Below are 26,824 nucleotides of genomic sequence, written 5' to 3'. Positions count from 1 at the left end.
AATATAAAATCAACATAAATTTTTCACTTCCGCACTTTTTCATTGTTGCTTACAATAACTATAGCTACACGATTTACTTGTGTGCTTTTCTTAATTAAAAACTTCAACTATCCATTGTAAGCTGCTGAATTTCTTATCATAGTATCTGTCATCCCAGTACCACTTTCTTGTCATCCAAGTAGCGTGACACTTGGATCTTCTCTCAACAATTTCAAAAAAATCTATCAAAAGGAGGATTATCATGTCCACAATAATTTTATCATCAATTTTTGGTCAAGCAGGCAGCATTTTTGGTCCAATTGGCCAGATTATCGGCTCAGAACTCGGTGCTCTTCTTGGTGCACAGCTAGATAGCGCAATGTTTGGCCTTGATGCCGAGCAAAAAGTAACGCATGGGGCAAGGCTAAAAAATCTGCAAGTTCAAACCTCAACCTATGGAAGGACGATACCAATTATCTATGGCACTGCTCGTGTTGCAGGGAACATTATTTGGGCGCAGCCAATAAAAGAAGAGGCGATAACCACCAAAAGTAAAATTGGAAGAGGTATGAACGTTACATATAATTACTACGCAACGCTTGCAATTGCGATCTGCAAGGGGAAAGTAGAAAAATTAAACAGAATCTGGGCAGATACAACATCACTTAGCTTTGATGAAATAGATTATACTTTTTACAGCGGCAGAGAAGACCAAAATCCTGATCCATTCATATCATCAATTGAAGGTGAGAAGAATGTACCAGCTTATAGGGGAATATCTTACATAGTTATCAAGAATTTTCCTTTAGCAGACTATAACAATCGCGTCCCGATATTTACATTTGAAGTGCGAACTGCATTAAAACCCAGTGGATTTTCAATAGCAGAAAATATTCGGAATATCAATATAATACCAGGCTCAGGAGAGTTTGTATATGATACAAAAATACAGAAGAAAATCGCGCAAGAGAAAATAAGCAGCAACCAATATATCCCATATGGGCTGGCACAAAGGGTAAATCATAACAACCACACTAAAAAGAGCGATGCAGTGCTTTCTTTGGATCAATTAAAGGGAGATTTACCAAATGTTGAGTGGGTATCGGTAGTAGTCAATTGGTTTGTGAATGATTTGAACATTAAAGATTGTAAAATATACCCTGCAGTTGAATTTCAAGATGATTCTGCAATATTACCTGATGATTGGCAAGTAGGGGGTGTAACCAGAGATAATGCTCAGCTAATTTCAAAAGATGCGAGTGGAAACCCAAGGTATGGTGGCACAGTTAGTGATGCAGCGTTAACTAGATATATAGAAGAGCTGCACAGCAGAGGTTATAAGGTGATGCTCTATCCGATGCCCTTGCTTGACACAAAGAACAAAGAGTGGCGAGGAAAATTGAGCGGGACCCCTGGGAATATAAGTGATTTTTTTAAGAATCAGTACAACAAATTTATAGAGCATTATGCAAGCATTGCCAAACAAACTAAAGTGGAAGGGTTTATCATTGGTTCTGAATTTGCGCAACTTACCAAAATCAGGGATGAACAAGGGAATTACCCTGCCGTTATAGAGCTGGTCAAGCTTGCAAAGCAGATAAAACTTAATCTTGGAAAAGAAGTAACAGTTACCTACGCTGCAGATTGGAGCGAATACCACTCATATGATGGTTGGTATAATATGGATGAACTGTGGTCTTCAGAGTATATCGACGTTGTTGGCATAGATGCTTATTTTCCACTGACTGATGGTCCAGAGCCTCCTTTTGGTTATTCCGTGGAAGATGTAATGGGTGGTTGGAGCAGTGGAGTGGGGTATGATTATTTCTATGATTACTCAAAGGGTGAGCCTGAAAGAGTAAAGTATAACGACAGCAGGTATGCGTGGAAAAACATAGCAAAATGGTGGAGTGAAACTCACATAAATCCAGGTGGTAGTAAAACGAAATGGCAACCAAAAATGAAAAAAATATGGTTTACTGAGTATGGATTTCCCAGTATGAACGGCTGCACTAATGAGCCAAATGTGTTTGTTGACAAAGGCAGCATAGAGAGCAAATATCCACGATATTCAAACGGAGAGGTGAGCTTTCTTTCGCAAAAAATTGCAATTGAAGGAACGCTAAAAAAGTGGCAAAGTTCAGAAATGGTAGAAAAAATGTTTCTCTGGGCATGGGATGCAAGGCCATTTCCTTATTTCCCCAATTTGTGTGATATGTGGACTGACTGCCATAATTGGCAGACAGGACATTGGATTCAGGGAAAGCTTTCACAGCTTAATATTTCCGATGTTTTATCGGATCTATTACAAAAAGCAGGTTTAAAAAGCGATCAGTTTGATACAAGCAACGTCAAAGGGTTATTGTCTGGATATGTGATAAACGACCAGCAACCCGTACGTTCAATTATTAAAATGCTGCAAAGTTGCTATTTTTTTGATGTGGTTGAACAGGACTCTAAACTGAAATTTGTCCAAAAGGGCAGGGGAGTTACAACTGTAATGCCAATTGGTGAAACGGTTTTCAGTAACAATTCAAAACTTGTTAATATTAGTCAACTGGATTTAAGCAATAAAGTTAACGTCGTTTATTTTAATCGCAATTTTGGCTATCCGATTGATGTTAAATATGCTGAGTTGCCAAAGCAAGGCACTGCTATAACAGTTGAAATACCACTCATTATGGAGGAGGGAGAGGCGCAAAATATCGCTGAGGTTTTACTTTATTCTTCGTGGCAAGAGAGAAATATATACAATTTTAAGCTACCGATAAAATATGCATGGCTTGCGCCAAGTGATGTAATGACGATTTTAGACGGTGAGAAAAAGCATACGGTGAGAATTATAAAAACGAAATTTGAAAGCATGTCCATTCAAGTAAGTGGTGTTGGTTATGATCGCTCTATATATAAGCTCTCTTTTCCTTCAACAAGGTCTCTTATGTTAAAGGAATACCCTCCTTCTCACATCAGCAAAACCATCGTAGAAATGATAGATTTACCGCATATTAAAGGTAATATTGCAAGCTTTACTTTAATTAGTGAGGAAAAGAATTGGAAAGGAGCAACACTCTTTATTTCGTACAACGATAAGGATTATAAGCCTATCGCAAGCACAAACAAGCAGTCCACTTACGGATATGTAATGGAATCTACCGATGAGGGGCTTATAGTAGTGCTACGTTTTGGTAAGCTGCTAGGAATTATCGATTCAAATTCAGCATTAATCGGAAAAGAGGTAATAAAATTCCAGAGTGCTGAACTTATAGATAAAAATAAATATAAGCTTAGCAATCTAATTAGAGGGCAAGAAGGCACTAAAGAGTATCAGCACACTGCAGGTGAAAAATTTGTTCTACTTGATGATTCAATAATATCTTTCGAAGTGCAAAGGGGAAAAAAGTTTTACCTAAAAGCAGTGACTTACGGTGACTCGTTGGAAAATACGGAAGTGAAAGTGATAAATTCATTTAGTAATTGAAATTTAATAAAGTAAGTGCTAGAATTAATATACAGGTATTAATGGTAGAGATATAACATGTCAAAGGAAATGGTCAATGCGTTGAAAGCTGAAGTGAAGAAGCTCAAATATGCTGATTTCAAAGCTAACACTTGGGACGAAGTAATTTCTGGTGAGGGAACATATAAGGATCTTAATAGAACACACGGCCTTGCTATTAACGGACAAAAAATAACTAACGAATTTATTAACAATCTGTATTCAAAACATAAAAATCTAATTCTACGGGATGAAAACGGAAAAGGGAATTATCGTCCATTTCTCAGACAAATTTTTACAGAAATGTTTAAACACGTTGGTGCAACAATTCCCAATAACTCTATTATTGAGGAGTTAATAAATAACTATTATCAGGGCGGATATACTCATTTTCTTCCTAATGATATGAGTCAAGCTCTTGGATCTTTTCATTTGTCAATGCAAAGCAACTGTATGACAAGAGAGTATATTATGGATTGTCGTGAACCCAATTGTATAAAGCTTAGTTTTAGCATGAAATATACAAAAATGCTTAACTATGATGATTATACATATATCGAAACACCAGGTTTTTGCAGTTCAGCGGAGTTTAAACTGAAATGTGAAGATAAAAATGTAACATATGAAGATGGTAAAGTACTTCTTACCATTCCTAAAGAGCTAAAAAACTACAAAGTAAGTGGTAAGAATTTGTTTGATGTTATTGTTGAATATTTTCAGAAGCTTTGCGAAAAATTGGGCTTTAAATTTGAGACAAAAGTGGAACATAGCCTTGGTGAACCACTAAAGGTAGTAAGTGAGGCAAATGCATCTTCTGTTGAAGACTTAAAGCTTAAAGTGAATAATCAAAGGTAAGATATTGAAATTCGTGCTTTTCATGATTTTAGCTTAAGATTTCAGTGTCCGCTACTCGAATGACATCGTTTACTATGTAACATTGTACTTATACTAATGAAAAAAATACATTATAATTAAGTATATTTAATCCAGTAAATCATTAAGTGAAAACAGCTCTTTCGCAAAATATCATCTCTCTTATTATGATATTGTCTGTAGCAATTGTCGATATGGCAACTGACCTATACTCAGTTGCACTACCAAGCATTGCCAATTATTTTAAAGTAGAAGGCAGTGTAGTGCAGCTTACAATTAGCTTGAATCTAGTTGGATTTGCGGTGTCTGGATTAATTTATGGTCCATTATCGGACCATTATGGTAGGCGTCCAATGATGCTGATTGGTATGACAATTTTTACTTTGGCAAGTGTCATGTGTTATATAGCCGACAGTATTGCGCTCTTGATACTAATTCGCTTCATACAAGGAACAGGGGCTGGTGTTGCAGGTGTTGTTGGGTATGCAGCAATAAGGGATATGTACTCGGGTAGTGAATACTCGAGAGTCATTTCAAAATTAAATATGGTTGTGGCACTCTCACCTGGAATAGCTCCAGTGGTGGGCAGTTATATAATTTCACATGGGTATAGTTGGAAATTTTTGTTTTTTATTATATCACTTGCAGCAATTGCTATACTTATTTTTATCTACTTTAAGTTACAAGAAACACTCACTGTAAATAAAAATGAAACCAGTATAACTAACATAACTACTAATATCTTCAAGCAATATATATCAATATTTAGAAATTATCGTTTCCTTGGGTTTTCAGCCATTCATGGATTAACTTTCATGTGGCTTTGGGCATACATTGCTAACTACCCGTTCATATTTGAATCGATGGGCATTGAAGTACAGTATTTTGGCTACCTCATATCGATCATAGTCATATTTTACATAATTGGAACTTTAATTAATAGAAGGTATGTACCAAAAGTAGGGGTTAGCAAAATGCTAATAATAGGTTTGGTGTTACCGATAATATCCGATAGTTTATTGGTATATTTTTATTTCGCGGACAAGTTGAATATATTAATTCTTCAAGTCGCCTGGATTCCAGCCAATATCGGACTTGCATTAATAATAAGCAATAACGTAACTTCTGCTTTAGAAACGATCAAAGGTATAGGGCTTGGTAGTGCAGTTCTCTCATTCTGCAATATGATGTTTGGGGCTATTGGAATATATATAGTAGGAAAATTTTTTCGCTATGGTATTTTACCAAATTTACTATTAACAATAGCATGCTCTACAATTGCAATTCTTATGTACAGCCAGCTCAAATGTACTGAAAAACACAGGGAATAACCATTATTTGCGTGATCCAGAGCTCATGGGTTATTAATGACTTTATCATGATAATATAATTTTACAGGGGGTGAGAGCTCATAGATTATTAACGACTTTATCATAACAATATAGTTTTACAGGAGGTATGGGATGAGTAATTTACAAAGTATAAATAATGATTGGTTTTCTGCTGTTATAAAAGGTAATACTAATAAAGTAAAGCGTCTAATAAGTGAAGGAGCTGAGGTTAATGCAGTAGATGAATATAACAACACTCCTTTACATTATGCTGCTACGAATGGCTATGCAGAGATAGTAAAAGATCTATTGGATAATGGGGCAGATGTTAATGCAGTAGGTCAAGATGAAAAGACTCCTTTACATTGGGCTGCTGCACATGGCCGTAAAGATGCAGTAGATGCCCTACTGAAAGTAAAAGGGATCGATGTTAATGCACAAGATAAAGATGGAAAGACTCCTTTACATTGGGCTGTTGAAAATGGCCATAAAGAGGAAGTAGAAATTTTACTAAGTAATGGGGCAAATGTTAATGCAGTAGATAAAGGTGGAAAGACTTCTTTACATTGGGCTGTTGAAAATGGCCATAAAGAGGAAGTAGAAATTTTACTAAGTAATGGGGCAAATGTTAATGCAGTAGATAAAGGTGGAAAGACTTCTTTACATTGGGTTGCTGAAAATGGCCATAAAGAAGTAGCAGAAGCCCTACTGCAAGTAAAAGGGATCGATGTTGATGCACAAGATAAAGATGGAAAGACTCCTTTACACTTTGCTGCTGAAAGTGGTTATCAGCAGGTGGTGCAAGCTCTATTGGATAAAGGGGCAGATGTTAATGCAGTAGATGATGATGGAAAGACTCCTCTACATTTGGCTGCTGAAAAGGGCCATACGGGTGTAGTAAAGGCTCTAATAGACGCAAAAGCTGATGTTGATGCAAGAGCATTTGGTATAAATCTGACTCCTTTACATTTGGCTGCTGAACAGGGCCATAAAGGTGTAGTAGAAATTCTATTAAATGGAGGAGCAGATGTTAATGCAGTAGACAATCTTTATGGAATGAATTCTTTATGTTGGGCTGCTCAAAATGGCCATGAAGGTGTGGTAAAAGTGTTATTAACAGCAAAAGAAATAGATGTTAATACATATCCTCAAGCATTACGTTTTGCTGCTAGAGATGGTCATGAAGGTGTAGTAAAAGTGCTATTAACAACAGAAATAGATGTTAAAACTCTTTCTGAGGAACTAGTTTTAGCTGCTCAAAATGGTCATGAAGGTATAGTAAAAGTGCTATTAACAGCAGAAATCGATGTTAATGAATATTTTCGGGCATTATTTTGGGCTGCTAGAAATGGTCATGAAGGTGTAGTAAAGGTGCTATTAACAACAGAAAAAGTTGATGTTGCAGCAAAAGATGATCGCGGAAAGACCCTTTTACATTGGGCTGCTGAAAAGGGCTATAAAGAGGTAGCAGAAGCTCTATTGGATAAAGGGGCAAATGTTAATGCAACAGATCACAATGGAAAGACTCCTTTACATTGGGCTGTTGCACATGGCCGTAAAGATGCAGTAGATGCCCTACTGAAAGTAAAAGGGATCGATGTTAATGCACAAGATAAAGATGGAAAGACTCCTTTACACTTTGCTGCTGAAAGTGGTTATCAGCAGGTGGTGCAAGCTCTATTGGATAAAGGGGCAGATGTTAATATAAAAGATAAAAATGAAAAAACTCCCTTAAATTTAGCTAAGGCAGAAGAAATAAAAACTCTATTGCAATCCGCAGAAGAATCTGATGATGCTAGTCCAGTATTGCAAGATGATGAAGAAGAAAGCCAAGTTTCACAAAATGTTGATTTATTTGAGGCTATTAAAGGAGATAATATTAATGAAGTAAAGCGTCTAATAAGCGAAGGAGCAGATGTTAATGCTTTAGATGGAAACCGATTTACTCCTTTACGGCATGCTATTGCCAAAGGAAACAAAGATATGGTCTCGCTTTTAATTGATAGCAAAGCAGATGTTAATGCACAGTCTGAAACTGGACGCGCTCTTTTACATGTTGCTGTTGACGAAGCCAACAAAATGCAACCACTCGATACAAGTATAATAGAAGCTCTATTAGAAGCAAAAGGGATCAATGTTAATATAGCAGATAAAAATGGAAGGACTGCTTTACATGAAGCCGCTAAAAGTTACGATAAGAAAATAGTAACAGTTCTATTAGAAGCAAAAGGAATTTGTGTTACTCCACTAGATAATACTCGCAGCACTCCTTTAAATCTTGCCTCTCAACAAGGCAGGCAACATATAGTAAAAATTCTAGAAGAAACGCAAAAGGACATCGAAGCTTTGTATTCAGCCGTTAAAAGTGATAATTATGAGGAAGTTCGAAGTCTATTAAGTAAAAAAGTAAACGTTAATTCAATAGACAACGATGGAAAAACTCTTTTACATTTTGCTGCTAGAAAGGGCAATGTAGAAATAGTAAGAGCTCTAATACAAACAGGGGCAGATGTTAATAAAAAAGATAAACTAGAATGTACTCCTTTACATTGGGCCGTTTTAAACGGCCATAAAGAGGTATTAGAAGCCCTATTGGAAAAAGATGAAATCGATGTTAATGCACAAGATAAAGATAACAGGACTCCTTTACATTGGGCTACCGGTAGGGATAATGTGGAAGTGGTTAATGTTCTAATAATAAAAGGAGCAGATGTTAATGCACAAGATAAAGATAACAGGACTCCCTTACATTTTGCTGCTCAAAATAACAACAAAGAAATAGTAGACGCCCTAATAAAAGCAGGAGCAGATGTTAATATAAAAGATGAAGATGGAAAGACTCCCTTAGATTTAACTACTAACGAAGAAATAAAAACTCTATTGCAACCAGCAGAAAAATCTGATGATGGTTCAGCGGGTGGATCATCGACAGATAGTGAAGGGGGTCAAGAGGAAGAAAAACGAGTAGGTGATGATACTGAACTACAATCAGATAATAGCAAAGAAGGGGAAAAAACCAGCACCACCAGTGCAGAACAAGGAACTGGTGTAAGCAACGGTAGTCAACCTACTGGATCTACACAAAATAAGGGAGGACAAACCAGCACCACCAGTGCAGAACAAGGAACTGATGTACAAGACAACGATGTAGGTCCTGTTGCTTCCACAGAACCTGCACAAACAGAAGAACAGCCGGGCTCTTTTTTTGGTAGTTTGTTTAGTATACTTATGAAGCCTTTTTCATTAGTTGCATCATTTTTTGGTGGTTTTTTTTCATGGTTGTTTGGGTCTGACACTGATGAATCTACATCACAAACCGATGCTGATGTTTCTTTACTTAAACCATCAAACGTAAAAAAGACTGATGAATCTGATATTCCCTTACCTACATCCAATCCATTAGACAAAGAAAATAACAATAATTATGATGCAATGAAAAGCCATGATGGGGTTATAGAGTAACGCAAGAGGTCTACTGAATATAAACCAGTTTCTCACACACACATTTTACTACGTGATCAGCACTGATATTAAAATGCTCATAGAGTGTTTTATAAGGTGCTGATTCTCCGAAGCTTTTCATGCCAATAAATATACCGTTTGAACCTATGTATTTATGCCAACCCATTTCACTTCCGGCTTCAATTGCAACTTTAATGCTGTCATTATTTAATATTGCCGCTTTATATTCATCGCTTTGCTCGTCAAAAAGCCTCCAGCATGGCATAGAAACAATCCTTGTACCTATACCCTTTTCCTGCAATTTCTCCCTTGCTTCAACTGCAATTTCAACCTCGGACCCCGTAGCAAATATCGTCACTTTTAATTCTTTTGAACATTCACACAAAATATATGCACCAAACTTCGATAAATTAGCAGATTGATCGATATCAGAGTAGAACTTGCGCATGTAACTTACGTTTTGCCTTGAGAGCGCAAACAGTGCTGGAGATTCTTTCTTTTCGAGTGCAATGCTAACACACTCCAGAGTTTCAACTGCATCGGCTGGCCTAAAAACATATAGATTTGGTATAGCACGCAAAGAGGCTAAATGCTCTATTGGCTGATGAGTTGGGCCATCTTCTCCCACTCCAATTGAGTCGTGAGTCATGACATACATAACCTGCTGCTTCATCAGAGCTGAAAGACGTATAGCAGGACGACAATAGTCGGAAAATACCAAAAAAGTGCCGCCATAAGGAAGAATCGCGCCGTGAAGTGCCATACCATTCATACATGCTGCCATAGCGTGCTCTCTCACTCCATAGTGGACATAAGAGCCACTATAATTATTGCTATTTATTACCTGCATGTGCTTATATTTAGTGCAATTTGACCCAGTAAGATCAGCAGAACCGCCGATTAATTCCGGCATAGACTCAGTTAAAAGTTCCATTACTCTGCCGAAAGAAGATCGAGTAGCTTCGTTTGGCATTAGCTCACATATTTGTTTCTTCAGGTCAGCTAAAACACCAGCGATATTATCTGGTAGATGTTTATCTAACCGTCTTTGAAGTTCTGCATGATACCCTGTCATCCCAGCATTCTCTTCTGTCATCCCAGTACTCTCTCTTGTCATCCCAGTGCTTGACACTGGGATCCATTCTTTTTCTTCTTTCCTGGTCACGCGCTGGAATGACATCGTGTAGTTTTGTTTTGCTCTCTCAACAGTTTTCTTCCAGGCATTTTTCACATCTTCTGGTACATGGAATGGTTCATAATTCCAGTTTAATTTCTCTCTCATCTGTTTTATGTCTTCCTCCGAAAAAGCACCACTGTGAGCAGAGGATGTGCCAGCACGGCTTGAAAATTTTCCGATAATAGTTTTGCAGCAGATCATTGTAGGTTTACCAGACTTTTTTGCTTGCTCTATTGCAAAGGATATGGCATCAAAATCGTGGCCATCAATTTTGTCAACATTCCATCCATACGCTAAGAAGCGTTTCTCTACATCATCAGAGCAGGAAAGGCAAGTAGCGCCATCTATAGAGATATCATTATCATCAAAAAGAGCTATGAGCTTATTCAATTTAAGATGCCCAGCAAGTGATGCTACCTCATGGCTTATTCCTTCCATAAGACAGCCATCCCCTAGCATCACGTAAGTGTAGTGATTGATTCTGAATTGCTTTTTAAGGATTGATTCAGCAAGTGCCATGCCAACAGCAGCGGCAAACCCCTGACCGAGCGGGCCTGTTGTTGCCTCTACCCCGGAAGTCAAGCCGAACTCTGGATGACCTGGGGTCTTGGATCCCATTTGCCTGAAGTTTTTTAGCTCATCTATGCTAATATAACCCGTCAAATATAATATTGAATATAGTAACATTGACCCATGGCCGTTTGATAAAACAAAGCGATCTCTATTGAACCATTTAGAATCATCAGGATTATGATTCAGATATTTAGCAAACAAAACAGTTGCAACATCTGCCATGCCAAGTGGCATACCTGGGTGTCCAGAGTTTGCTTTTTGTACTGCATCAATTGATAAAAAACGGATGGCGTTTGCCATAGATTTTAAATGTGAATGATTCATGTGTTAATAGAAAAACTTAAAAATGAAGTATAAAAGATTATACCAGCAAAAACAAGTTGACACTGAGTGCTAAAATCCTTAATAATCTAGAGTTGAATCGTGAGAGTTTTTATATGACAACTGTTATCACTAGAAAGTATAGGATTAGCCGTAGACTTGGTGTAAATTTATGGGGTAGAGCTAAAGACCCAGTAAACAAAAGGAAATACCCTCCAGGTCAACATGGTATTCTTGGATTCAAGAAGTTATCTGACTTTGGTAAGCAGTTTGCTGCACATAAGAAATTTAAGTTTTACTACGCGATTTCAAGTAAGCAGCTCAGACGTACATTTTTAGATGCTTATAACAGAAAGGGTTATACGGCTGATAATTTTATCGGTATCTTAGAATCGAGATTAAGTTCTGTTTTATACCACTCTGGTCTTGTTCCAACAATTTACTCAGCAAAGCAGCTCATATCTCATAAGCACGTTACAGTTAATGATAAGGTGGTTAACATATCGAGTTATCGAGTGAAGCCAGGTGATATAATAAAAATAAGAGAAAGGGCAGCAAAAATCCCTGTAGTAGTAGAGGCTGAACAAAAACAAGAGCGCAAGGCTCCGGATTATTTAGAAGCAGATAGTAAAGAGCATTCAGTGAAGTATTTGAGGTCACCTCAATATTCTGAGGTTCCTTATTCAGCAGACATGGAAGTCAATTTAGTAGTAGAGTTTTACTCTAGATAGATAAAAAAAGCCCGTGTGGCGGAATCGGTAGACGCAGCGGACTTAAAATCCGTGGGTTTTGCGACCTTGGGAGTTCAAGTCTCCCCATGGGCACCAATTTAACTTAGCAGATAAATACAAAAAAGTATGAAATGGCTTGATATAGAAGATATTGTAGAAGCTCTGGAGGAAAAATTTCCAGATGAGAATATAATTAGTATTAGATTCATTGAGCTTAAAAAAAAGGTCTTGAGTTTAGAGGAATTTGATGATGATGAAAAACGCTGTAACGAGAAAATACTCGAAGCCATTCAGGCAGCTTGGATTGAGGAAAGATTAACCGCATAGCAATAAACCATACGCAAACGTGATTTCTATTACAATTTGCATATTGATTATGCTATTTTTTGGATCTAGCCTGGCAAGTTAATAATAATTTAACTAATTACAATTAAAACAGCTATAAGGTTAATTATGAGGCAAAGATGACAGCACAAAATTTGGTAAATGGAACGATCTTGGCAAGTGCTACGTTGAGATAAGTTTTGCATAAAAATACTGCTTTTACGGTGTGAGGCCAGAGGGTAGAGCCTTTGTAAAGCAGTTAGAAGGTTGTCATCTAAGTAGCGTGACCAGAGCTAGATTCCGCGAACACGCCGCGGAATGACGACTATGCAATATGCGTTGCGGAGTGACGATTATGGTCATACCGTCACGGTATCTCACAAACATGTAGCAGTAATGACAAAATCTCAAGTTATATGTATACTTTTATATTATCTACCTACTAAAAAAACAGAAAAATGCTCAAACGTAGCGGTCCAAAAAAATTAAAGTCTATAATTGAAAACTATGCATTAAAATGCATGAAAAATAAGATTAGTAAAAATGAAATACGTCTTATTTTAAACTGGCGAAATATAGTAGGGAAAGAAATAGCAGAGTGTACAAAACCGAAAAAGATCTCATATGCACAGAATATAAATTCGGGTGTGTTGCATCTGGTAGTAACAAATGGCAGCAAAGCATTGGAAATTCAGCATATGATTTCTCTTATAATAGAAAAAATTACGATATTTTTTGGTTATAAAGCAGTATATGGTATAAAAATTAAGCAAGAGAGTATTGACTATTTGACTATATAAGATAATCTAAGTACATAGAATAATTTGGTATATTGAAGTGAGTAGAGTTTGTGAATTAACAAATAGAAAAAAATCTTTTGGTAATAAGGTATCACATTCAAATCGTAAAACAAAGCGTACCTTTCTTTTAAATTTACATAAGGTTACGTTGACAAGTGATATATTGAATAAAAAGTTTAGATTTCGTGTGGCAACAAGAACTTTGAGAACTATAGATTACAAAGGTGATTTAGATGCTTTTTTGCTCAACACAAGAACGATTAAACTAAGTGAGAAAGCGCAGAAGATAAAAAGAAGGTTGAAAAAAGTTTTAGTAAAGCAAGAGGTAGAGTTAGCCGTTTCAGATGCATAACAAACCTCAATGGCTCAGAGCAAAAGCTCCGACCGGTGAAGTATTCAATGAGACCTTAAACATCGTTAAACTGCATAACTTGCATACAGTGTGCGAAGAGGCTGCATGTCCAAACATTGGTGAATGTTGGAATAAACGTCATGCTACTGTGATGATTCTTGGTTCTGTTTGCACTCGTGCTTGTGCATTTTGCAACGTTGCAACTGGCATTCCTGATAAACTAGATCCTCATGAACCAGAAAATTTAGCAAAAGCAATAAAAAAGTTAAACTTAAAACATGTTGTCATTACTTCTGTTGATCGTGATGATTTACCAGATGGTGGCGCAAATCAGTTTATACAGTGCATAGAAGAAATTAGAAAGATAACTTCAGAAACAACAATAGAGATTTTAACTCCTGATTTTTTAAATAAGAAAGGAGCATTTGAAGCAATCGCTGTTGCATCACCTGATGTCTATAACCACAATATTGAAACAGTGCCGAGATTGTATGCAAAAATAAGACCACGAGCTCGCTATTTTCATTCACTATATTTACTGAAGATGGTAAAGCAGATTAATCCTAAAGTTTTCACAAAGTCAGGGCTTATGGTTGGTCTTGGAGAAACAAAAGAGGAAATACTGCAGGTTATGGACGATTTGCGCAGTGCTGAGGTTGATTTTATTACAATTGGTCAATATCTACAACCAACTCCAAAACATGCAAAACTTGATAGGTATGTTACCCCAGAGGAATTTGAGCATTATAAATATATCGCTTACTCCAAAGGGTTCCTAGTGGTTGCATCAAGCCCACTAACTCGGTCATCATACCACGCTGAAGAAGATTTTAACAGGCTCAAGGCTTGTCGTTGACATTTGCGTTAATTCAAATTAATTTTTACTAATTATAAAGGAGTTGAGCGACTTTACGTAATGTCTACTATAAAAATCAAGAAGAAATCGCAATTAGTTAAAGAGGTATTCGATTCCGTGGCAAGTCGCTACGACACCATGAATGATATAATGAGCCTCGGAATGCACAGATTATGGAAAGATAAGATGGTAAATAGTGTGCATTTTACAAAAAACTCTAAGGTTTTAGATGTTGCTGGAGGAACTGGAGATATAGCAATAAGAATAGTAAGAAAAGAGCCAAGTGCTAAGGTTACAGTATGCGATATAAATCAAAATATGCTAAGCAGAGGACGTGATAAAGCTATAAATTCAAACCAAATTAATTTTGATTGGGTATGTGCAAGTGCAGAAAGTTTACCATTTGAAGACTCCGAATTTGATTATTGCACAATAGCTTTTGGCATTCGAAATGTTTCTGACCGCAAGAAGGCTTTAAATGAGGCGCACAGGGTATTAAAACCACATGGGAAATTTATCTGCTTAGAATTTGCCCCTATGCACTATCAAAATGAGATATTTACCAAACTTTATGACTTATATTCATTTAAAGTAATTCCTAAAATTGGCAGCATAGTTGCTAAAGACAAGAGTTCTTATGAATATTTAGTGAAGAGCATCAGAGAATTTCCAACTCAGGCTGATTTTAAAATGGAAATTGAAGAGGTAGGCTTTAAGAATGTTGAGTTTCATAATATGAGCTATGGAATAGTGGCATTACACATTGGAACAAAATGAATATTAAACTCTGGTATAGAACGCTGGATTGTTATCTCATCCTTCCAGTGTTTTTTTTGCTCACTATAAGCTTCATTCTTGTTTATTCAGCAAGCCCTGTAATTGCGCAGCGTCTTTTTCTACCACAGGATTATTTTATACGGCGCCATACAATTTATATAGTCCTGTCACTAATTACCTTGGTGACATTTTCTTTTCTCAACACAAGAACTATACTTAACCTCTCGTTCGCAGGTTTCATTTTATTTACTATTCTAGTAGCAATTGCGATAATACTTGGTATAGAGGTAAAAGGTGCGAAACGATGGTTACATATTGTCAAAATTTCAGTTCAACCATCTGAGTTTGTAAGGCCATTTTTTTCTGTTGTTATAGCTAGTATCTTGGCCAGCGAAATGAAGTTTAAAATACACATATCAATCATAATATTTCTGTTAGTTTTTGTGTTGTTACTTTTGCAACCTGATTTCAGTATGTCTATGCTTTTAACATATTCTTTTATCGGTCAAATGTTTATTGCATGTATACCATTTTTATACTTTTTATGCATAATAGGAATGGCCGCAACTGGAACTACAATAGCTTACTTATGCCTCCCACATATAAAGCAAAGGATTTACAATTTTGTCTTTTTTACGCAGCGCGATAACTTTCAAGTCACAAAATCATTAGAAGCATTCAAAAGAGGTCAATTAACTGGAGTTGGACCTGGTGAAGGTAGCGTAAAAGCCTCTCTTCCTGATTGTCATACAGATTTTGTGTTTTCTGTTTTAGCAGAAGAATTTGGTTTGATTACGTGCTTAGCCACATTGATGTTATTTGGCATCATTTCCGCCCGCTTGCTTTACGTTGCATATAGGGAAAATGAATTATTTAATCTGTTGGTGATTCTTGGTATCTCAATTCAATTCATCACACAATTCATAATAAACATAGGGGTAACATTGAGTGTTTTTCCTACCACCGGCATAACCCTGCCGTTACTTAGCTATGGTGGTTCTTCTCTTTTATCTTCGAGCATCGCACTTGGCATAATGCTGTCTTTCAGTAGAAACCAAGCTATCGCATTAAAGTTTCGTGAGCGTGTTATGCTTGGAAGGTATATGGACTAAACTTGTACCGCTCACAACTATTATTGGTATCCCTCCAAAATGGGTATCTGTTCAGATGAGTGGCAAAATAAGGTAGACGAGAAAAGCAACTATAGGAACAAATGGGTGTCATGCAAGTAGCTGACACTGGTATCCAGTCCTTTTGCACAGTTCCATCAAAAACGTTGTAAAGCGCTTTCGTGTTTACCAACTTAGTGCCCAATCTGGATCCCAGACGGCTTTGTTGCATCGCTAGCTATGATGGATTAAAGATAAAAAAGATAGGGAATATCAGTAGCTTATTATTCTGGTATTTATAACAAGAACGGTCAATGAATACCTAAATTTGAGTAAAAGAAATTTCACTACCATTTACCAATCCGGCTAAAATTCAAGAATTTCAATGCTTTAGCTATTTTCAATAGAATTAAATTTATTAATATAAATAACAAATTACTATTCTTAAATTTGATCAGATTGATTGCAAAAAAACAAGATTTTCAATAGGTTGCTTATAATCCTAACTATAGTTAGCCTTTCATAAGTAGCGATGCAACAAAGCCATCCCAGACTGGGATGACAAAAAAAGGAGCACTGGAATTTTTGTTTCAGCATTAGCCATGCATCTGAACAGATACCAGAAAATATTCCACTGACATGCTGAACAACAAATACATCACTATGTCGTTTATCGCAAAAACTTATATTTTTCGTAACCATTCACACTTAATTCTGCAATTCTTTGATCTCACTCATAGAAAGACCAGTAGTTTGAGCTATAATATTAAAAGAAACACCTGCTTTAAGTAGATTCTTTGCGACTTCAATTTCCCTCTCTTTTCTACCTTCCTCTTTAGCAAGATCAAGTCTGTATTCAAGAATGGCTTCTTCTTTGCGCAGATCCATTATTCTTTCTTCATAAGCTACTAGATCTTTTTCATTCCAGTGAAACTTATCTAATTCATCATATGCTAGCTTTATTATTGGTGATTTTTCCGCAATTTTTCTGAGATCTTCGTCCGTTGTTTCATCTGCATATTTGAAAAAAAATAGCCAACGGTCTACTACACTTTCTAGTTGTTCTTCTCTACTCTTAGGAAATTTTGGCAGCTCTATGAAGATAAATTGAAAATCTTTTAAGTCATGCTCATTGGTTTTTTCATCTCTTATGGTATGGCTAGATATATAGTCAAGCTTATCAGGGAATAAGGTACAATTTGAAATCGCGATAAAGAAAATCTTCTTTAAATCAACGTATTTACCAGATTTATCAGCTTGTCTTGAGTAAGCCTTAGCAGCATAAAGTTGTGCGCGTTTTTCAAAGCCTTTATCACGAGTGAGCTGCATCTCAATTATATACCTGTTCCCACTAGAATCCCTGCAAAGAACATCAACAATGCTTTGTTTATCAGAAGCAATTTCAGGGTCCATAATGGTGCTTAAGAATTCTACTTCTTGTATAGTGTTGACTTCAGTACATCCTAAAATATCGTTCAAAAAATGAATAAGAATATTCTTATTTCTCTCAGTACCAAATATTTTTTTAAATGTTAGGTCCAATTTTGGATCGAGAAATTTAGAAAGAGCCATAGTAAAAATACTGAGAAAAGATTAATAATTATACACTATTATTAACAACTATTCAACCATATTTTTAAGTATAGCTATACCGCCGCGGCGCTAACACGTAGCGGGATGACGAGATGCCACCGCGAACCGTCATACCGCCGCGGCGCTAACAAGAGATCCCGCTAACAAGCAGCGGGATGACGGTTGTCGTTTAGCCATAAATATTAAGGAATTTACCAAATGAAAAAAAAGGCAAAAGAAACCCTAGTCATTGTCTATTTTCAGTATTGGCGTTTTTTAAGTCTTAAACGCTGCAATTTAGCTGCTTTTAAATGCAACTAACCTTAGCTATAAATGTTTAAGAAATTTACTAGGCAGAAAAAAAAGGCAAAGAAAACCTAGGGTAGCTAGTATTCAAATTCTCCCTTGTTCTATTTGACGTCTTTTGATGTCTTAAACGCTTTATAAGCGCGTTTCGGCTTGTATAGGTAGAAACCCAGAAGTTTTATAAAGACATGAGGTGCACACAGTGCAAAAAATTAAGCATGATTTACGCCAAATACAAAGTTCCCTTTGTCGTTTTAATCTGCAGATTGCGAAGATAAATAAATAGCTTCAGCTTCATGATAAGGAAGCTGGCGGAGTTTGTCAAGCAAGTTTTTCGTTTCTGCGAGCTACTACCCTTTCTTGGTGGACTAAAATCACAACAGCTGCAGAACCTAAATTGCTTCATACTACACCTTTCCCCTTTCCCCTGAAACTAAAATCTATATACTTAACTTTAGAAACTTTAAAATAAGATGCGATCTAATATTAGGCAGTTATTTTACTATATAAAGCCTAATCTATCTTATTTCATCATAGCTTTTATTGCAGTTTTATTTTCAGCCTTAACGATCCTCCTCTTTGGCAGAGGTTTAAGCAATATAATTGATTCTGGCACAGAGCACGATTTTACTACCAAACTATTAGTTGCAATACTTATAGTTTTAGCCATTTCTCTCACTGCATTTACTCGGTTATATTTCATTGGCATTGGCAGCGAGAAAGTTATCGCAAGAATCAGATATGACTTATATAGCAGTATCACTGACTTGCAGCCAAGTTTCTTTGAGAACACAGGTGTACAAGATGTTATCTCAGCGTTAATTACTGATACCTCTGTGCTGCAATCAATAATAAACAGCAGCTTACTAACCATATTACGAAATTTTGTGATTCTGATTGGTAGTGTTGCCATGTTATTATATACAAATATACAACTAACTGCGTATGCAGCCGCAATAATACCTATACTACTCATTATCATGACCTCACTTGGAAAAAAAGTGCGTAGCTATGCACGCTTTGCCCAGGATAAATTAAGTGAGCTTGCGTCATTTAGTGAGGAAAATTTTAGATCTATAGTGACTATCAAGTCGTTTGTACTCGAAGAAAATGAAAAAACCCGTTTTAAAGAGTATTTAAACTCAGTATCAAAATCATACGTAAAATTAGTACTCTTGCGTGCTATTTTAGTAACTCTAGTTATCACGTGTGTGATAGGTTCACTAGTTGTTTTGCTCTTTTTTGGTATTAAAGAAGTCTTAAGCAATAATATAACTATTGGAGAACTCTCCTCATTTGTGTTTTATTCAGCGCTTGCGGCAGGAGCTATAAATAATTTGAGCGATAATATCAGTGATTTACAACGAGGTCTTGGAATAGTAGAGCGTTTATTTGAATTTAAAAATATGAAAAGCTCTATAGCAGATCCCGATGATCCTATAAAAATTTGTAGTGTTCAAAAAGGAATTTCGTTTAATGGCGTAACATTTTTTTATGAATCTCAGTCTGATAAGCCAGCGTTAAATAACGTATCATTTTCTATAGAGGCAGGTCAAGCAGTATCAATTGTTGGACCATCTGGCAGTGGTAAAAGCACCATTTTAAAGCTTCTGCTCCGTTTTCATGATCCAAACAAAGGTAGCATTACTATCGATGGGTACAATATTAAGTCAATTGCGCTAAATGACCTCAGATCGTTGTTTGGCTTAGTGCCACAAGATCACATGATATTTTCTTGCTCAATAATGGAAAATATACTATATGGCAAACCGGGTGCTGAATATGAGGAAGTGAAGCAAGCAGCTATCGGTGCTTATGCGATGGAATTTATTGATAAGCTGCCTGATAAATTTGATACATTTGTAGGAAAAAGAGGATTAAAACTTTCTGAAGGACAAAAACAGCGTATTATAATAGCAAGAGCCATACTCAAAAACCCTCAGGTTTTAATACTGGATGAAGCAACCTCTGCCCTTGATTACAAAAGTGAGAACCTCGTGCAAAAAGCATTGAGCAAGTTAATGCAAAACAGAACAACAATCGTAATTACACACAGGCTATCAACCGCACTCAAGACTGACAAGATTATAGTAATTAATCATGGAAAAGTAGAAGAAGTAGGCACTCATGACTCTCTAATAAGTAAAGACGGGCTATATGCAAAACTGGCGAAGATACAGTGGAATTGAAAGAAAATTTAAATCATACCGTTAGTTGATATGCTAGATTTATAATTAAAATTATTAAATTTTTAATTTTATTATTTTATAATGGTTCCATAGTTATCCGGAAATTTCGTGATCTGTAGTTTCTTTCATTCACGTTATATTCATAACTTGTTCTATCTTAATGTAATTCCAATTTTGACTGTATAGGAGGTCTCTATGTTAAAACATAACTATAGTGATAAAATCAATAATCGCTATTCATATACTAACAAATTTTCTTATAGTGATGAGGGTGTAGACGAGACGATCAAGGATAAAATCACAACTGAAGATCAGGTAGTAACTGATGATGTTGAAGAGCCTGATGCTGGTAATGATGGTTACAGCGAAGGTATGGCTTTCTCTTACCATGGTTACGGCAACGACTTAATATAAACTCTGATCCAGGAAGATAAAATAGTTAAGATAAACCTTCAACTAGCCCCACTTATTCGCTATATTGTTGGAGGTTTTCATAGTTTTTCTAGTTGATGAACATTTTCAAAAGGGCTTCTTCCTTAATTTTGAGTAAATTAAACGAGTTGAAGCAAAGGGGTATTATAAATACAGATACAACAAACTTTATCGTAGAACCCCCAAGTAACAGAGCACATGGAGACATTTACACAAACGTTGCTATGGTGCTCGCAAAGCATGAAAAGAAGAATCCCATTGAAATTGCAGAGGTTTTAGCCAAAGAATTTGAACTTTTTGATGAAGTTGCAAAAGTGGAAATAGCGGGCCCTGGTTTCATCAACATACACTTAAAAATAAAAGTATGGCATGGGATTTTAAAACAAATAAATGAGCTAAAAACAGAGTTTGGCACCCTAGATATAGGGAACAATCAGGCCATTAATGTTGAATTTGTATCTGCAAATCCAACTGGTCCACTGCATATTGGTCATGCAAGAGGGGCAGTATTTGGTGACGTTCTGGCAAATTTATTGAAAAAAGTTGGTTATAAAGTTACTAAGGAATACTATATTAATGATGCTGGAGCGCAGATAGATACGCTAATTCGGTCAGTATATTTGCGGTATAAGGAAGCTCTGGGAGAAAAAATCAGCATCGAAAAAGGTTTATACCCAGGTGAATATTTAAAACCAATAGGGACTGGGCTGGCCAAAAAATATGGCGCAGAGCTTCTAGAAAAGCAAGATAATCAAGTGATTAGAGACTATACTTTAAGTTCTATCTTAGAAATCATAAAGGAAGACATGAACTTACTTGGAGTAAATCATGATGTTTTTACTTCAGAGTATGAGCTACAAAAAAGTGGCAAAATTGAAGAGAGTATAAAGATATTGTCTGACAAGGGTCTAGTGTATGAAGGGTACCTGGAGAAACCAAAAGGCAAAGAAAGTGAAAATTGGACTTCCAGAAAAGAAATGTTATTTCGCTCTACAAAATTTGGTGACGACGTTGACCGCGCATTGAAGAAAGATGGGGGTAGCTGGACTTATTTTGCCTCGGATATTGCTTACCATTTTGACAAGATATCACGTGGTTTTAACAATATGATCGTAGAGCTTGGTAGTGACCACGGTGGTTACGTCAAAAGGCTCAAAGCAGTCGTCTCTGCGCTCAGTGATGATCAAGCAAAAATAGAGGTAAAACTGCATAATATCGTGAATTTTTTCGAGAATGGCAAACCAGTTAAAATGTCCAAAAGATCAGGAAACTTCCTAACAGCAAGAGATGTAGTGGAAGAAGTTGGCAGGGACATAACTCGTTTTATAATGTTAACACGCAAGAATGATATGGTCTTGGACTTTGATTTTGCTAAAGTTAAAGAACAGTCAAAAGACAACCCTATTTTTTACGTGCAATATGCGCATGCTCGTGCTCATTCGTTAATGCGTAATGCTCCAAAAGAGCTCCCAACAGCAGATCCTTCACTTTTAAGGACAGGTGGAGAGCTCTTCCTCATAAAAACCTTAGCAAAGTGGCCAGATGTGGTAGAAATTGCAGCAAGGCTTTGTGAGCCACACAGAATTACTTTCTACTTACTTGAAGTTGCAGAAGCGTTTCACGTTTTATGGGGGTATGGCAAGAGTGATTTAAACATGCGTTTCATACTGGAAGACAACTTAAACCTCACCGCTGCAAGAATGTTTCTCGTGCAGGCCTTAGCACACGTCATCGCTTCTGGACTTTCTATCTTCAATATAGAGCCTTTGGAAGAGATGAGTTGATTTTTTTATGCAAGATTGTTTTTTCAACGAATAGAGAAGTTGACAAAATTAAGTAAAAATGTTATAGTTTATAGTAGTATTTTCTGGTTAATATATGGCTCACAGTCAAAAAAAGCTCAATGTTAATGTAAGTTTTGACAGTAAATTGGCTCAGTATCTTACAGAAATGGCAGAGACTCAAAATAAAACTATTCCTGAAGTTTTAGTAGATTTAGTGGAAGAAGAGTTCGAAGAAGATGTAGAGCTATCCAAAATAGCTGACGATCGCCTCTCTGAAGGTGAAGAAGAAGTAGAGGATGATGAAAACATCTGGAAATAAAACTTACACTATAAAATTCTTAAAAAATGTTATTGAAAAAGAAATTCCAGCTCTTCCGGCAAAGATTAAATTAATGGTTCAGGAGGCCATAAAGAAACGCCTTACAGTTGATCCTTTTAATCTAGGAAAGCCTTTATGTCATAGCTTTAGAGGGCAATATAGGATAAGGGTTAGCAACTACTGTATAATTTACAGCATAAATCATTCAGAGCGCAGAGTACTTATTACTGCAGTGGGGCATAGAAAAAACATTTACAAACACAGGAGATTACACAATTAAAAATATAAGAAAGATCTCACCGCTGCAACTTGTCCAAGCCTTAGCACACGTCATTGCTTCTGGACTTTCTATCTTTAATATAGAGCCGTTAGAAGAAATGAGTTGATTTTTTTTTGTTACAATATGTAATGATCAAAATATTATTCAAAGTAGGGTAAAGTTATGACGATCAGTTTTAGGGAGTATTCAACTGTATTCACTGAAGTTGCGGAACAGACAGATTTAAATGGAAATAACATAATTGAAAGAATAAAAGGGCATTAGCATAGATCCCGCTAACAAGCAGCGGGATGACGGTTGTCAGGGTGTCAGGCTAGTACCTTCTCTTGTCATCCCAGTGCCCAGACACTGGGATCCAGAAAAGTTTGCTTGTTCACAAGCAAACTAGCATGGAAAGTGGTTACAACATTTTCGATGAGATTATATGGAAAACTGTATTCCAGTGTCAAGCACTGGAATACATCACAGGGGCACTGGAATGACACCCTTTACGGGCTCTTAAATTGTAACTATAAATGTTTAAGAAATTTACCAAATAAAAAAAAGGCAAAAGAAGCCCCATGGTGGTTGGCTATTTACTATGTACTAAAATATCGGCGTTTTTTTTATTCTAAAACGCTTGATTAAGAGCGATTTAGCTGCTTTTAACTTGCAACTAACCTACACCGCAAGTGTTTAAGAAATTTACTAAGCAGGAAAAAAGGCAAAGAAACCCCGTAGTAGCTAGCATTCAAATTCTCCCTTGTCAATTTGACGTTTTTTACTGTCTTAAACGCTTTGTAAGCGCGTTTCGGCTTATATAGATAAAAACCTAAAAATTTTTAAAGACATGCGATGCACGTAGTGCGAAAAATTAAACATGAGACGCCAAATACCCTAAGTTTTTTGTCATTAACCTGCACAGATTGCGAAGATAAATAAATAGCTTCAGTTTCATGATAAGGGGGTTGGCGAAGGGTGTCAAGTAATTCCGTTCCTTATGGGTAAAAAAAGAGAAACTCTAAGTTGCAGCCGCACAATGTTTCTCTTTTCTGCTGTTGATGATTATTTCGCCTATTGTAACTGCCGCTAGAATAAAGCAATAATATACCTGTGTTAATAAAGAAATAGGTGATACAGAGGCGATGCTACCTGCTAGCAATAGTTGGGAACCATAAGGTAAGATACCTTTTGTAGCACAAGCAAAAACATCTAATAAGTATGCGCTGCGATGTGGCGCAATACTGTGTTTTTGTGCAAGCCTTTTTGCAATGCCACCACTTAGTAAAATAGCAATGGTATTATTGGCAACTAAGGTAGTAAACATAGACGCAATTCCTGCTATCACAAATTCAGCTTTAGTTTTTGTGATATTGCTTTCATCGATGAGTTTATGCAACGCTTTTTGACCTTGCTTGTACATTATATGGCTCAATCCACCGATAAATAGAGCAAATATCACTATTTCGTTTACTTTTTTGAAACCGTCATACACGTCATGAGGAAATTGAATGATAGCATAGTCAAAAAAAGTTATTCCTAGCACACCAGCAATAATTATGTTTATAGTTATTGTTACTAAAGTGGCGACTTCAAGCAGCCCCATGATTATTAAAGAAATGTAAGGAATAATTTTTATTATAGAATAATAATCTAAATTTGATATAGAAATAATTTTTGTACTATTTGAGGCAACTGCTAGGTAGATGAGTGTTATAATGCTGGCAATAAGTGCAACTTTAGAGTTCATTTTAAGTTTATCTTTTGCTGAAGCTTCCTGTGAAGAAACAGATGCAATGGTGGTATCAGATATCATCGAAAGGTTATCGCCAAACACGGCACCACCTACTACAGTTGCAGTTCCTATTTCGAGACCAAAAGCTCCACTTTTTGCCAGATTAACAGCTATAGGTACCATCAGCGCAACAACTCCCATAGATGTGCCAATTGCAGTTGAAATAAAAGCAGAAGCCAAAAATACTCCAGGCAGCAGTAATCTTGCTGGAAGGAAATTAAGAATTAAATTAGCAACAGTGTCTGCGCTACCGATTGATTGAGTCACCGCAGAAAATGCTCCAGAAAATAAAAAAATTAAACACATAGTAAGGGTGTTTTTGTCACCCATGCCCTTGATAACAGTATCGATGTTATGCTGAATTTTATTTGTACCACGTGAGACAGCAAAAAATAGTGCTGGTAATAAGCAGATTACTGGTGAAACCTGATGAAGTGGATTATCAGTTCCGATAAAAGAAAAATAAGCACCACTTCCAAGATACAAGATTAAAAAAATAATCAAGGGGACAAAAGCTGTCATTTTACTGTACCTAAACTTATAACTATAACTAATTAAGTGGTTTTAAGCAAGTTTGGTTTTCACTAGTTCTACAGGAAGTCAATAGCAGAGTTTTAAACTTCATATTTAATCTACTAAATAAATAGCACATGTAGCTTATTGCTTGACAATAGGATCTAATTGTTGTCTAGATTCCAGCATCACGCGCACAACTGTACGAACATTTGTTTGCGAAGAAATGTTATAGCTGGTTTTGCCTCAAACACAAAGATGTCATCCGAGTAGCTGACTACTTGGATCCAGAAAATTTTGCTGCGAGTAAGCAAATTTGTTTGGTGAGCATAGAAAGTGGAATGTGTAAGCGCAGCCTCAACAGGTTGTCATCCAAGTAGCTGACTACTTGGATCCAGATTGGATACTGAGTTGGTGAGTATAAAAGTATAGCTAACGCGAGCTCTACGTCATACCGCCGCAGAATAATTAACCGTCATACCGCGATTCATTCGCGGTATCTCTAGATCCCGCTAACAAGTAGCGGGATGACGGTTGTCGTTTAGCCATAAATATTTAAGAAATTTACCAAATGAAAAAAAGGCAAAGAAAACCCGTGCTAGTTATTCACTCTCTATTTTAAAATTTGACGTTGGGTGATGTCTTGAACAGCGCGTTTCAGCTTGTATAGCTAGAAGTTTTATAAAGACATAAGGTGCACATAGTGCAAAAAATTAAACATGACACACCAGATATACTAAGTTTTTTTGTCGTTTTATCTGCACAGACTGAAGATAAATAAATAGCTTCAGTTTCATGATAAGGGGACTGGCGAAGGGTGTCAAGGAAGTCTTTTCGTTTCTAATGGTTGTTAACGTGCTGCCAAAAACTATGCAAGAAGTCTATTGAAATCGCGTATATCAATCGTTGTAAAATCACACAATTGCTCTGTAGAGCTATGCCCTGTAATAATTACTATACCATTTTGCTCAGAGCGTATTGAGATTAAGTTCAGCACTAATTCACACGTTGCACTATCAAGATTACAAAATGGTTCATCTATCAGCCAAACGTTTGCATTAGAAATCAAGAGGCGAGCAAGCGCAACTCTCCTTTTCCAGCCTGCAGAAAGTTCGCCATATCTAATATTAAGTACAGGTTGCAACTGCAAGCAACAAATAGCTGCCACAATCAATTCTCTAGTATTTCGTATTCCTGCCCAGAATTCTACGTTTTGAGCAACAGTTAAGCTATCTTTACAGGCATTCTTATGGCCTATATAGACCATAGAAGGTATATAGGATTTTGGATCATCATATATATCTTTTCCGCAGTGCCTTATATTGCCTGATACCGGCGGTAAAAGTCCAGATAAACTTCTAATTAAGCTGGTTTTACCACTACCATTTGGACCAGTGATTAGAATCTTTGATTTTAGCTCAGCTTTAAAACTGAGATTCTTAAATAGTACCTTATTATTACGAGCGCAGGATAAATTTTCACATTCAAGCATGG

At 36.5% G+C, this 26,824-nt stretch carries 23 protein-coding genes and 1 tRNA gene; 19 read left to right on the top strand and 5 right to left on the bottom strand.

Annotation, left to right across the window (positions count from 1 at the left end):
- Nucleotides 1-241 precede the first annotated feature (241 nt).
- The 4 genes from INQ25_RS02035 to INQ25_RS02020 all read left to right on the top strand — a co-directional run bounded on the left by INQ25_RS02035 (nt 242) and on the right by INQ25_RS02020 (nt 9,141).
- A complete protein-coding gene (locus INQ25_RS02035; RefSeq protein ID WP_213862946.1) occupies nt 242-3,457 on the top strand; it encodes a glycoside hydrolase/phage tail family protein in 3,216 nt (1,071 codons plus the stop codon).
- A 57-nt stretch (nt 3,458-3,514) separates the two neighbouring features.
- Complete coding sequence (locus tag INQ25_RS02030) at nt 3,515-4,330, top strand: hypothetical protein (protein ID WP_213862945.1); 816 nt, start codon at nt 3,515-3,517, stop codon at nt 4,328-4,330.
- Between the two features lie 146 nt (nt 4,331-4,476).
- Nucleotides 4,477-5,679 carry a multidrug effflux MFS transporter gene (locus INQ25_RS02025; protein WP_458695335.1) on the top strand — a complete coding sequence of 401 codons (1,203 nt, stop codon included), beginning with the start codon at nt 4,477-4,479 and terminating at the stop codon, nt 5,677-5,679.
- Between the two features lie 132 nt (nt 5,680-5,811).
- Entirely contained in the window at nt 5,812-9,141 is a 3,330-nt protein-coding gene (locus INQ25_RS02020) for an ankyrin repeat domain-containing protein (protein WP_213862944.1), read from the top strand.
- A 10-nt stretch (nt 9,142-9,151) separates the two neighbouring features.
- Here INQ25_RS02020 and tkt read toward each other — a convergent pair whose 3' ends face one another.
- Nucleotides 9,152-11,215 carry a transketolase gene (gene tkt / locus INQ25_RS02015; RefSeq protein WP_213862943.1) on the bottom strand — a complete coding sequence of 688 codons (2,064 nt, stop codon included), beginning with the start codon at nt 11,213-11,215 and terminating at the stop codon, nt 9,152-9,154.
- A gap of 113 nt (nt 11,216-11,328) precedes the next feature.
- Here tkt and rpsD point away from each other — a divergent pair, with 113 nt between their 5' ends.
- The 8 genes from rpsD (at nt 11,329) to INQ25_RS01975 (ending at nt 16,164) form a co-directional block, all read left to right on the top strand.
- Complete coding sequence (gene rpsD, locus INQ25_RS02010; RefSeq protein ID WP_010962555.1) at nt 11,329-11,943, top strand: 30S ribosomal protein S4; 615 nt, start codon at nt 11,329-11,331, stop codon at nt 11,941-11,943.
- A 9-nt stretch (nt 11,944-11,952) separates the two neighbouring features.
- Nucleotides 11,953-12,039, top strand: a tRNA-Leu gene (locus INQ25_RS02005).
- A gap of 30 nt (nt 12,040-12,069) precedes the next feature.
- Nucleotides 12,070-12,270 (top strand): Fe-S cluster assembly protein IscX, encoded by a 201-nt coding sequence (gene iscX, locus INQ25_RS02000; RefSeq protein ID WP_213862942.1) that lies wholly within the window; start codon nt 12,070-12,072, stop codon nt 12,268-12,270.
- Nucleotides 12,271-12,725: 455 nt separating this feature from the next.
- Nucleotides 12,726-13,067 (top strand): DUF721 domain-containing protein, encoded by a 342-nt coding sequence (locus INQ25_RS01995; protein ID WP_010082513.1) that lies wholly within the window; start codon nt 12,726-12,728, stop codon nt 13,065-13,067.
- Nucleotides 13,068-13,104: 37 nt separating this feature from the next.
- Nucleotides 13,105-13,419 carry a 50S ribosomal protein L28 gene (gene rpmB, locus INQ25_RS01990; protein ID WP_006279619.1) on the top strand — a complete coding sequence of 105 codons (315 nt, stop codon included), beginning with the start codon at nt 13,105-13,107 and terminating at the stop codon, nt 13,417-13,419.
- Nucleotides 13,412-14,275 carry a lipoyl synthase gene (gene lipA, locus INQ25_RS01985; protein WP_077188099.1) on the top strand — a complete coding sequence of 288 codons (864 nt, stop codon included), beginning with the start codon at nt 13,412-13,414 and terminating at the stop codon, nt 14,273-14,275. The genes rpmB and lipA overlap by 8 nt, the downstream gene beginning before the upstream one ends.
- A gap of 60 nt (nt 14,276-14,335) precedes the next feature.
- Entirely contained in the window at nt 14,336-15,052 is a 717-nt protein-coding gene (gene ubiE, locus INQ25_RS01980) for a bifunctional demethylmenaquinone methyltransferase/2-methoxy-6-polyprenyl-1,4-benzoquinol methylase UbiE (RefSeq protein ID WP_213862941.1), read from the top strand.
- Nucleotides 15,049-16,164: an FtsW/RodA/SpoVE family cell cycle protein gene (locus INQ25_RS01975; protein WP_213862940.1), complete on the top strand. Its 1,116-nt coding sequence runs from the start codon at nt 15,049-15,051 to the stop codon at nt 16,162-16,164. Before ubiE ends, INQ25_RS01975 begins: the two co-directional genes overlap by 4 nt.
- Before the next feature lie 441 nt (nt 16,165-16,605).
- On the opposite strand, the gene INQ25_RS01965 is transcribed toward INQ25_RS01975, so the two are convergent.
- Together INQ25_RS01965 and INQ25_RS01960 are read right to left on the bottom strand one after the other, a co-directional pair.
- On the bottom strand, nt 16,606-16,863 hold the full coding sequence (locus tag INQ25_RS01965) for a hypothetical protein (RefSeq protein ID WP_213862938.1): 258 nt from the start codon (nt 16,861-16,863) through the stop codon (nt 16,606-16,608).
- Nucleotides 16,864-16,869: 6 nt separating this feature from the next.
- On the bottom strand, nt 16,870-17,733 hold the full coding sequence (locus INQ25_RS01960; protein WP_213862937.1) for an Rpn family recombination-promoting nuclease/putative transposase: 864 nt from the start codon (nt 17,731-17,733) through the stop codon (nt 16,870-16,872).
- 779 nt (nt 17,734-18,512) lie between these two features.
- Here INQ25_RS01960 and INQ25_RS01955 point away from each other — a divergent pair.
- The 6 genes from INQ25_RS01955 (at nt 18,513) to INQ25_RS01930 (ending at nt 23,525) form a co-directional block, all read left to right on the top strand.
- A complete protein-coding gene (locus tag INQ25_RS01955; protein WP_213862936.1) occupies nt 18,513-20,228 on the top strand; it encodes an ABC transporter ATP-binding protein in 1,716 nt (571 codons plus the stop codon).
- A gap of 195 nt (nt 20,229-20,423) precedes the next feature.
- A complete protein-coding gene (locus tag INQ25_RS01950; RefSeq protein WP_010962563.1) occupies nt 20,424-20,642 on the top strand; it encodes a hypothetical protein in 219 nt (72 codons plus the stop codon).
- Nucleotides 20,643-20,737: 95 nt separating this feature from the next.
- Entirely contained in the window at nt 20,738-22,444 is a 1,707-nt protein-coding gene (gene argS, locus INQ25_RS01945) for an arginine--tRNA ligase (RefSeq protein ID WP_213862935.1), read from the top strand.
- Between the two features lie 94 nt (nt 22,445-22,538).
- Nucleotides 22,539-22,763, top strand: a complete 225-nt coding sequence (locus INQ25_RS01940) for a hypothetical protein (RefSeq protein ID WP_010962565.1) — start codon at nt 22,539-22,541, stop codon at nt 22,761-22,763.
- Nucleotides 22,741-23,043 carry a type II toxin-antitoxin system RelE family toxin gene (locus tag INQ25_RS01935; RefSeq protein ID WP_236717735.1) on the top strand — a complete coding sequence of 101 codons (303 nt, stop codon included), beginning with the start codon at nt 22,741-22,743 and terminating at the stop codon, nt 23,041-23,043. Before INQ25_RS01940 ends, INQ25_RS01935 begins: the two co-directional genes overlap by 23 nt.
- 326 nt (nt 23,044-23,369) lie before the next feature.
- Entirely contained in the window at nt 23,370-23,525 is a 156-nt protein-coding gene (locus tag INQ25_RS01930) for a hypothetical protein (protein ID WP_167347043.1), read from the top strand.
- A 518-nt stretch (nt 23,526-24,043) separates the two neighbouring features.
- Here INQ25_RS01930 and INQ25_RS01925 read toward each other — a convergent pair.
- Entirely contained in the window at nt 24,044-25,339 is a 1,296-nt protein-coding gene (locus INQ25_RS01925) for a Na+/H+ antiporter NhaC family protein (protein ID WP_006280467.1), read from the bottom strand.
- A gap of 203 nt (nt 25,340-25,542) precedes the next feature.
- Here INQ25_RS01925 and INQ25_RS01920 point away from each other — a divergent pair, with 203 nt between their 5' ends.
- Nucleotides 25,543-25,710 (top strand): hypothetical protein, encoded by a 168-nt coding sequence (locus tag INQ25_RS01920; protein ID WP_155975180.1) that lies wholly within the window; start codon nt 25,543-25,545, stop codon nt 25,708-25,710.
- A gap of 488 nt (nt 25,711-26,198) precedes the next feature.
- Here the strand turns inward: INQ25_RS01920 and ccmA are convergent, their stop codons facing one another.
- Nucleotides 26,199-26,822 (bottom strand): heme ABC exporter ATP-binding protein CcmA, encoded by a 624-nt coding sequence (gene ccmA / locus INQ25_RS01915; RefSeq protein WP_213862934.1) that lies wholly within the window; start codon nt 26,820-26,822, stop codon nt 26,199-26,201.
- Nucleotides 26,823-26,824 lie beyond the last annotated feature (2 nt).

Source organism: Wolbachia endosymbiont of Rhagoletis cerasi, from assembly GCF_018454475.1.
In the GTDB taxonomy this organism is placed as follows: domain Bacteria; phylum Pseudomonadota; class Alphaproteobacteria; order Rickettsiales; family Anaplasmataceae; genus Wolbachia; species Wolbachia pipientis.
Note: the sequence above shows the minus strand (reverse complement) of the source record. Positions and strands in the feature narration are given on the sequence as shown.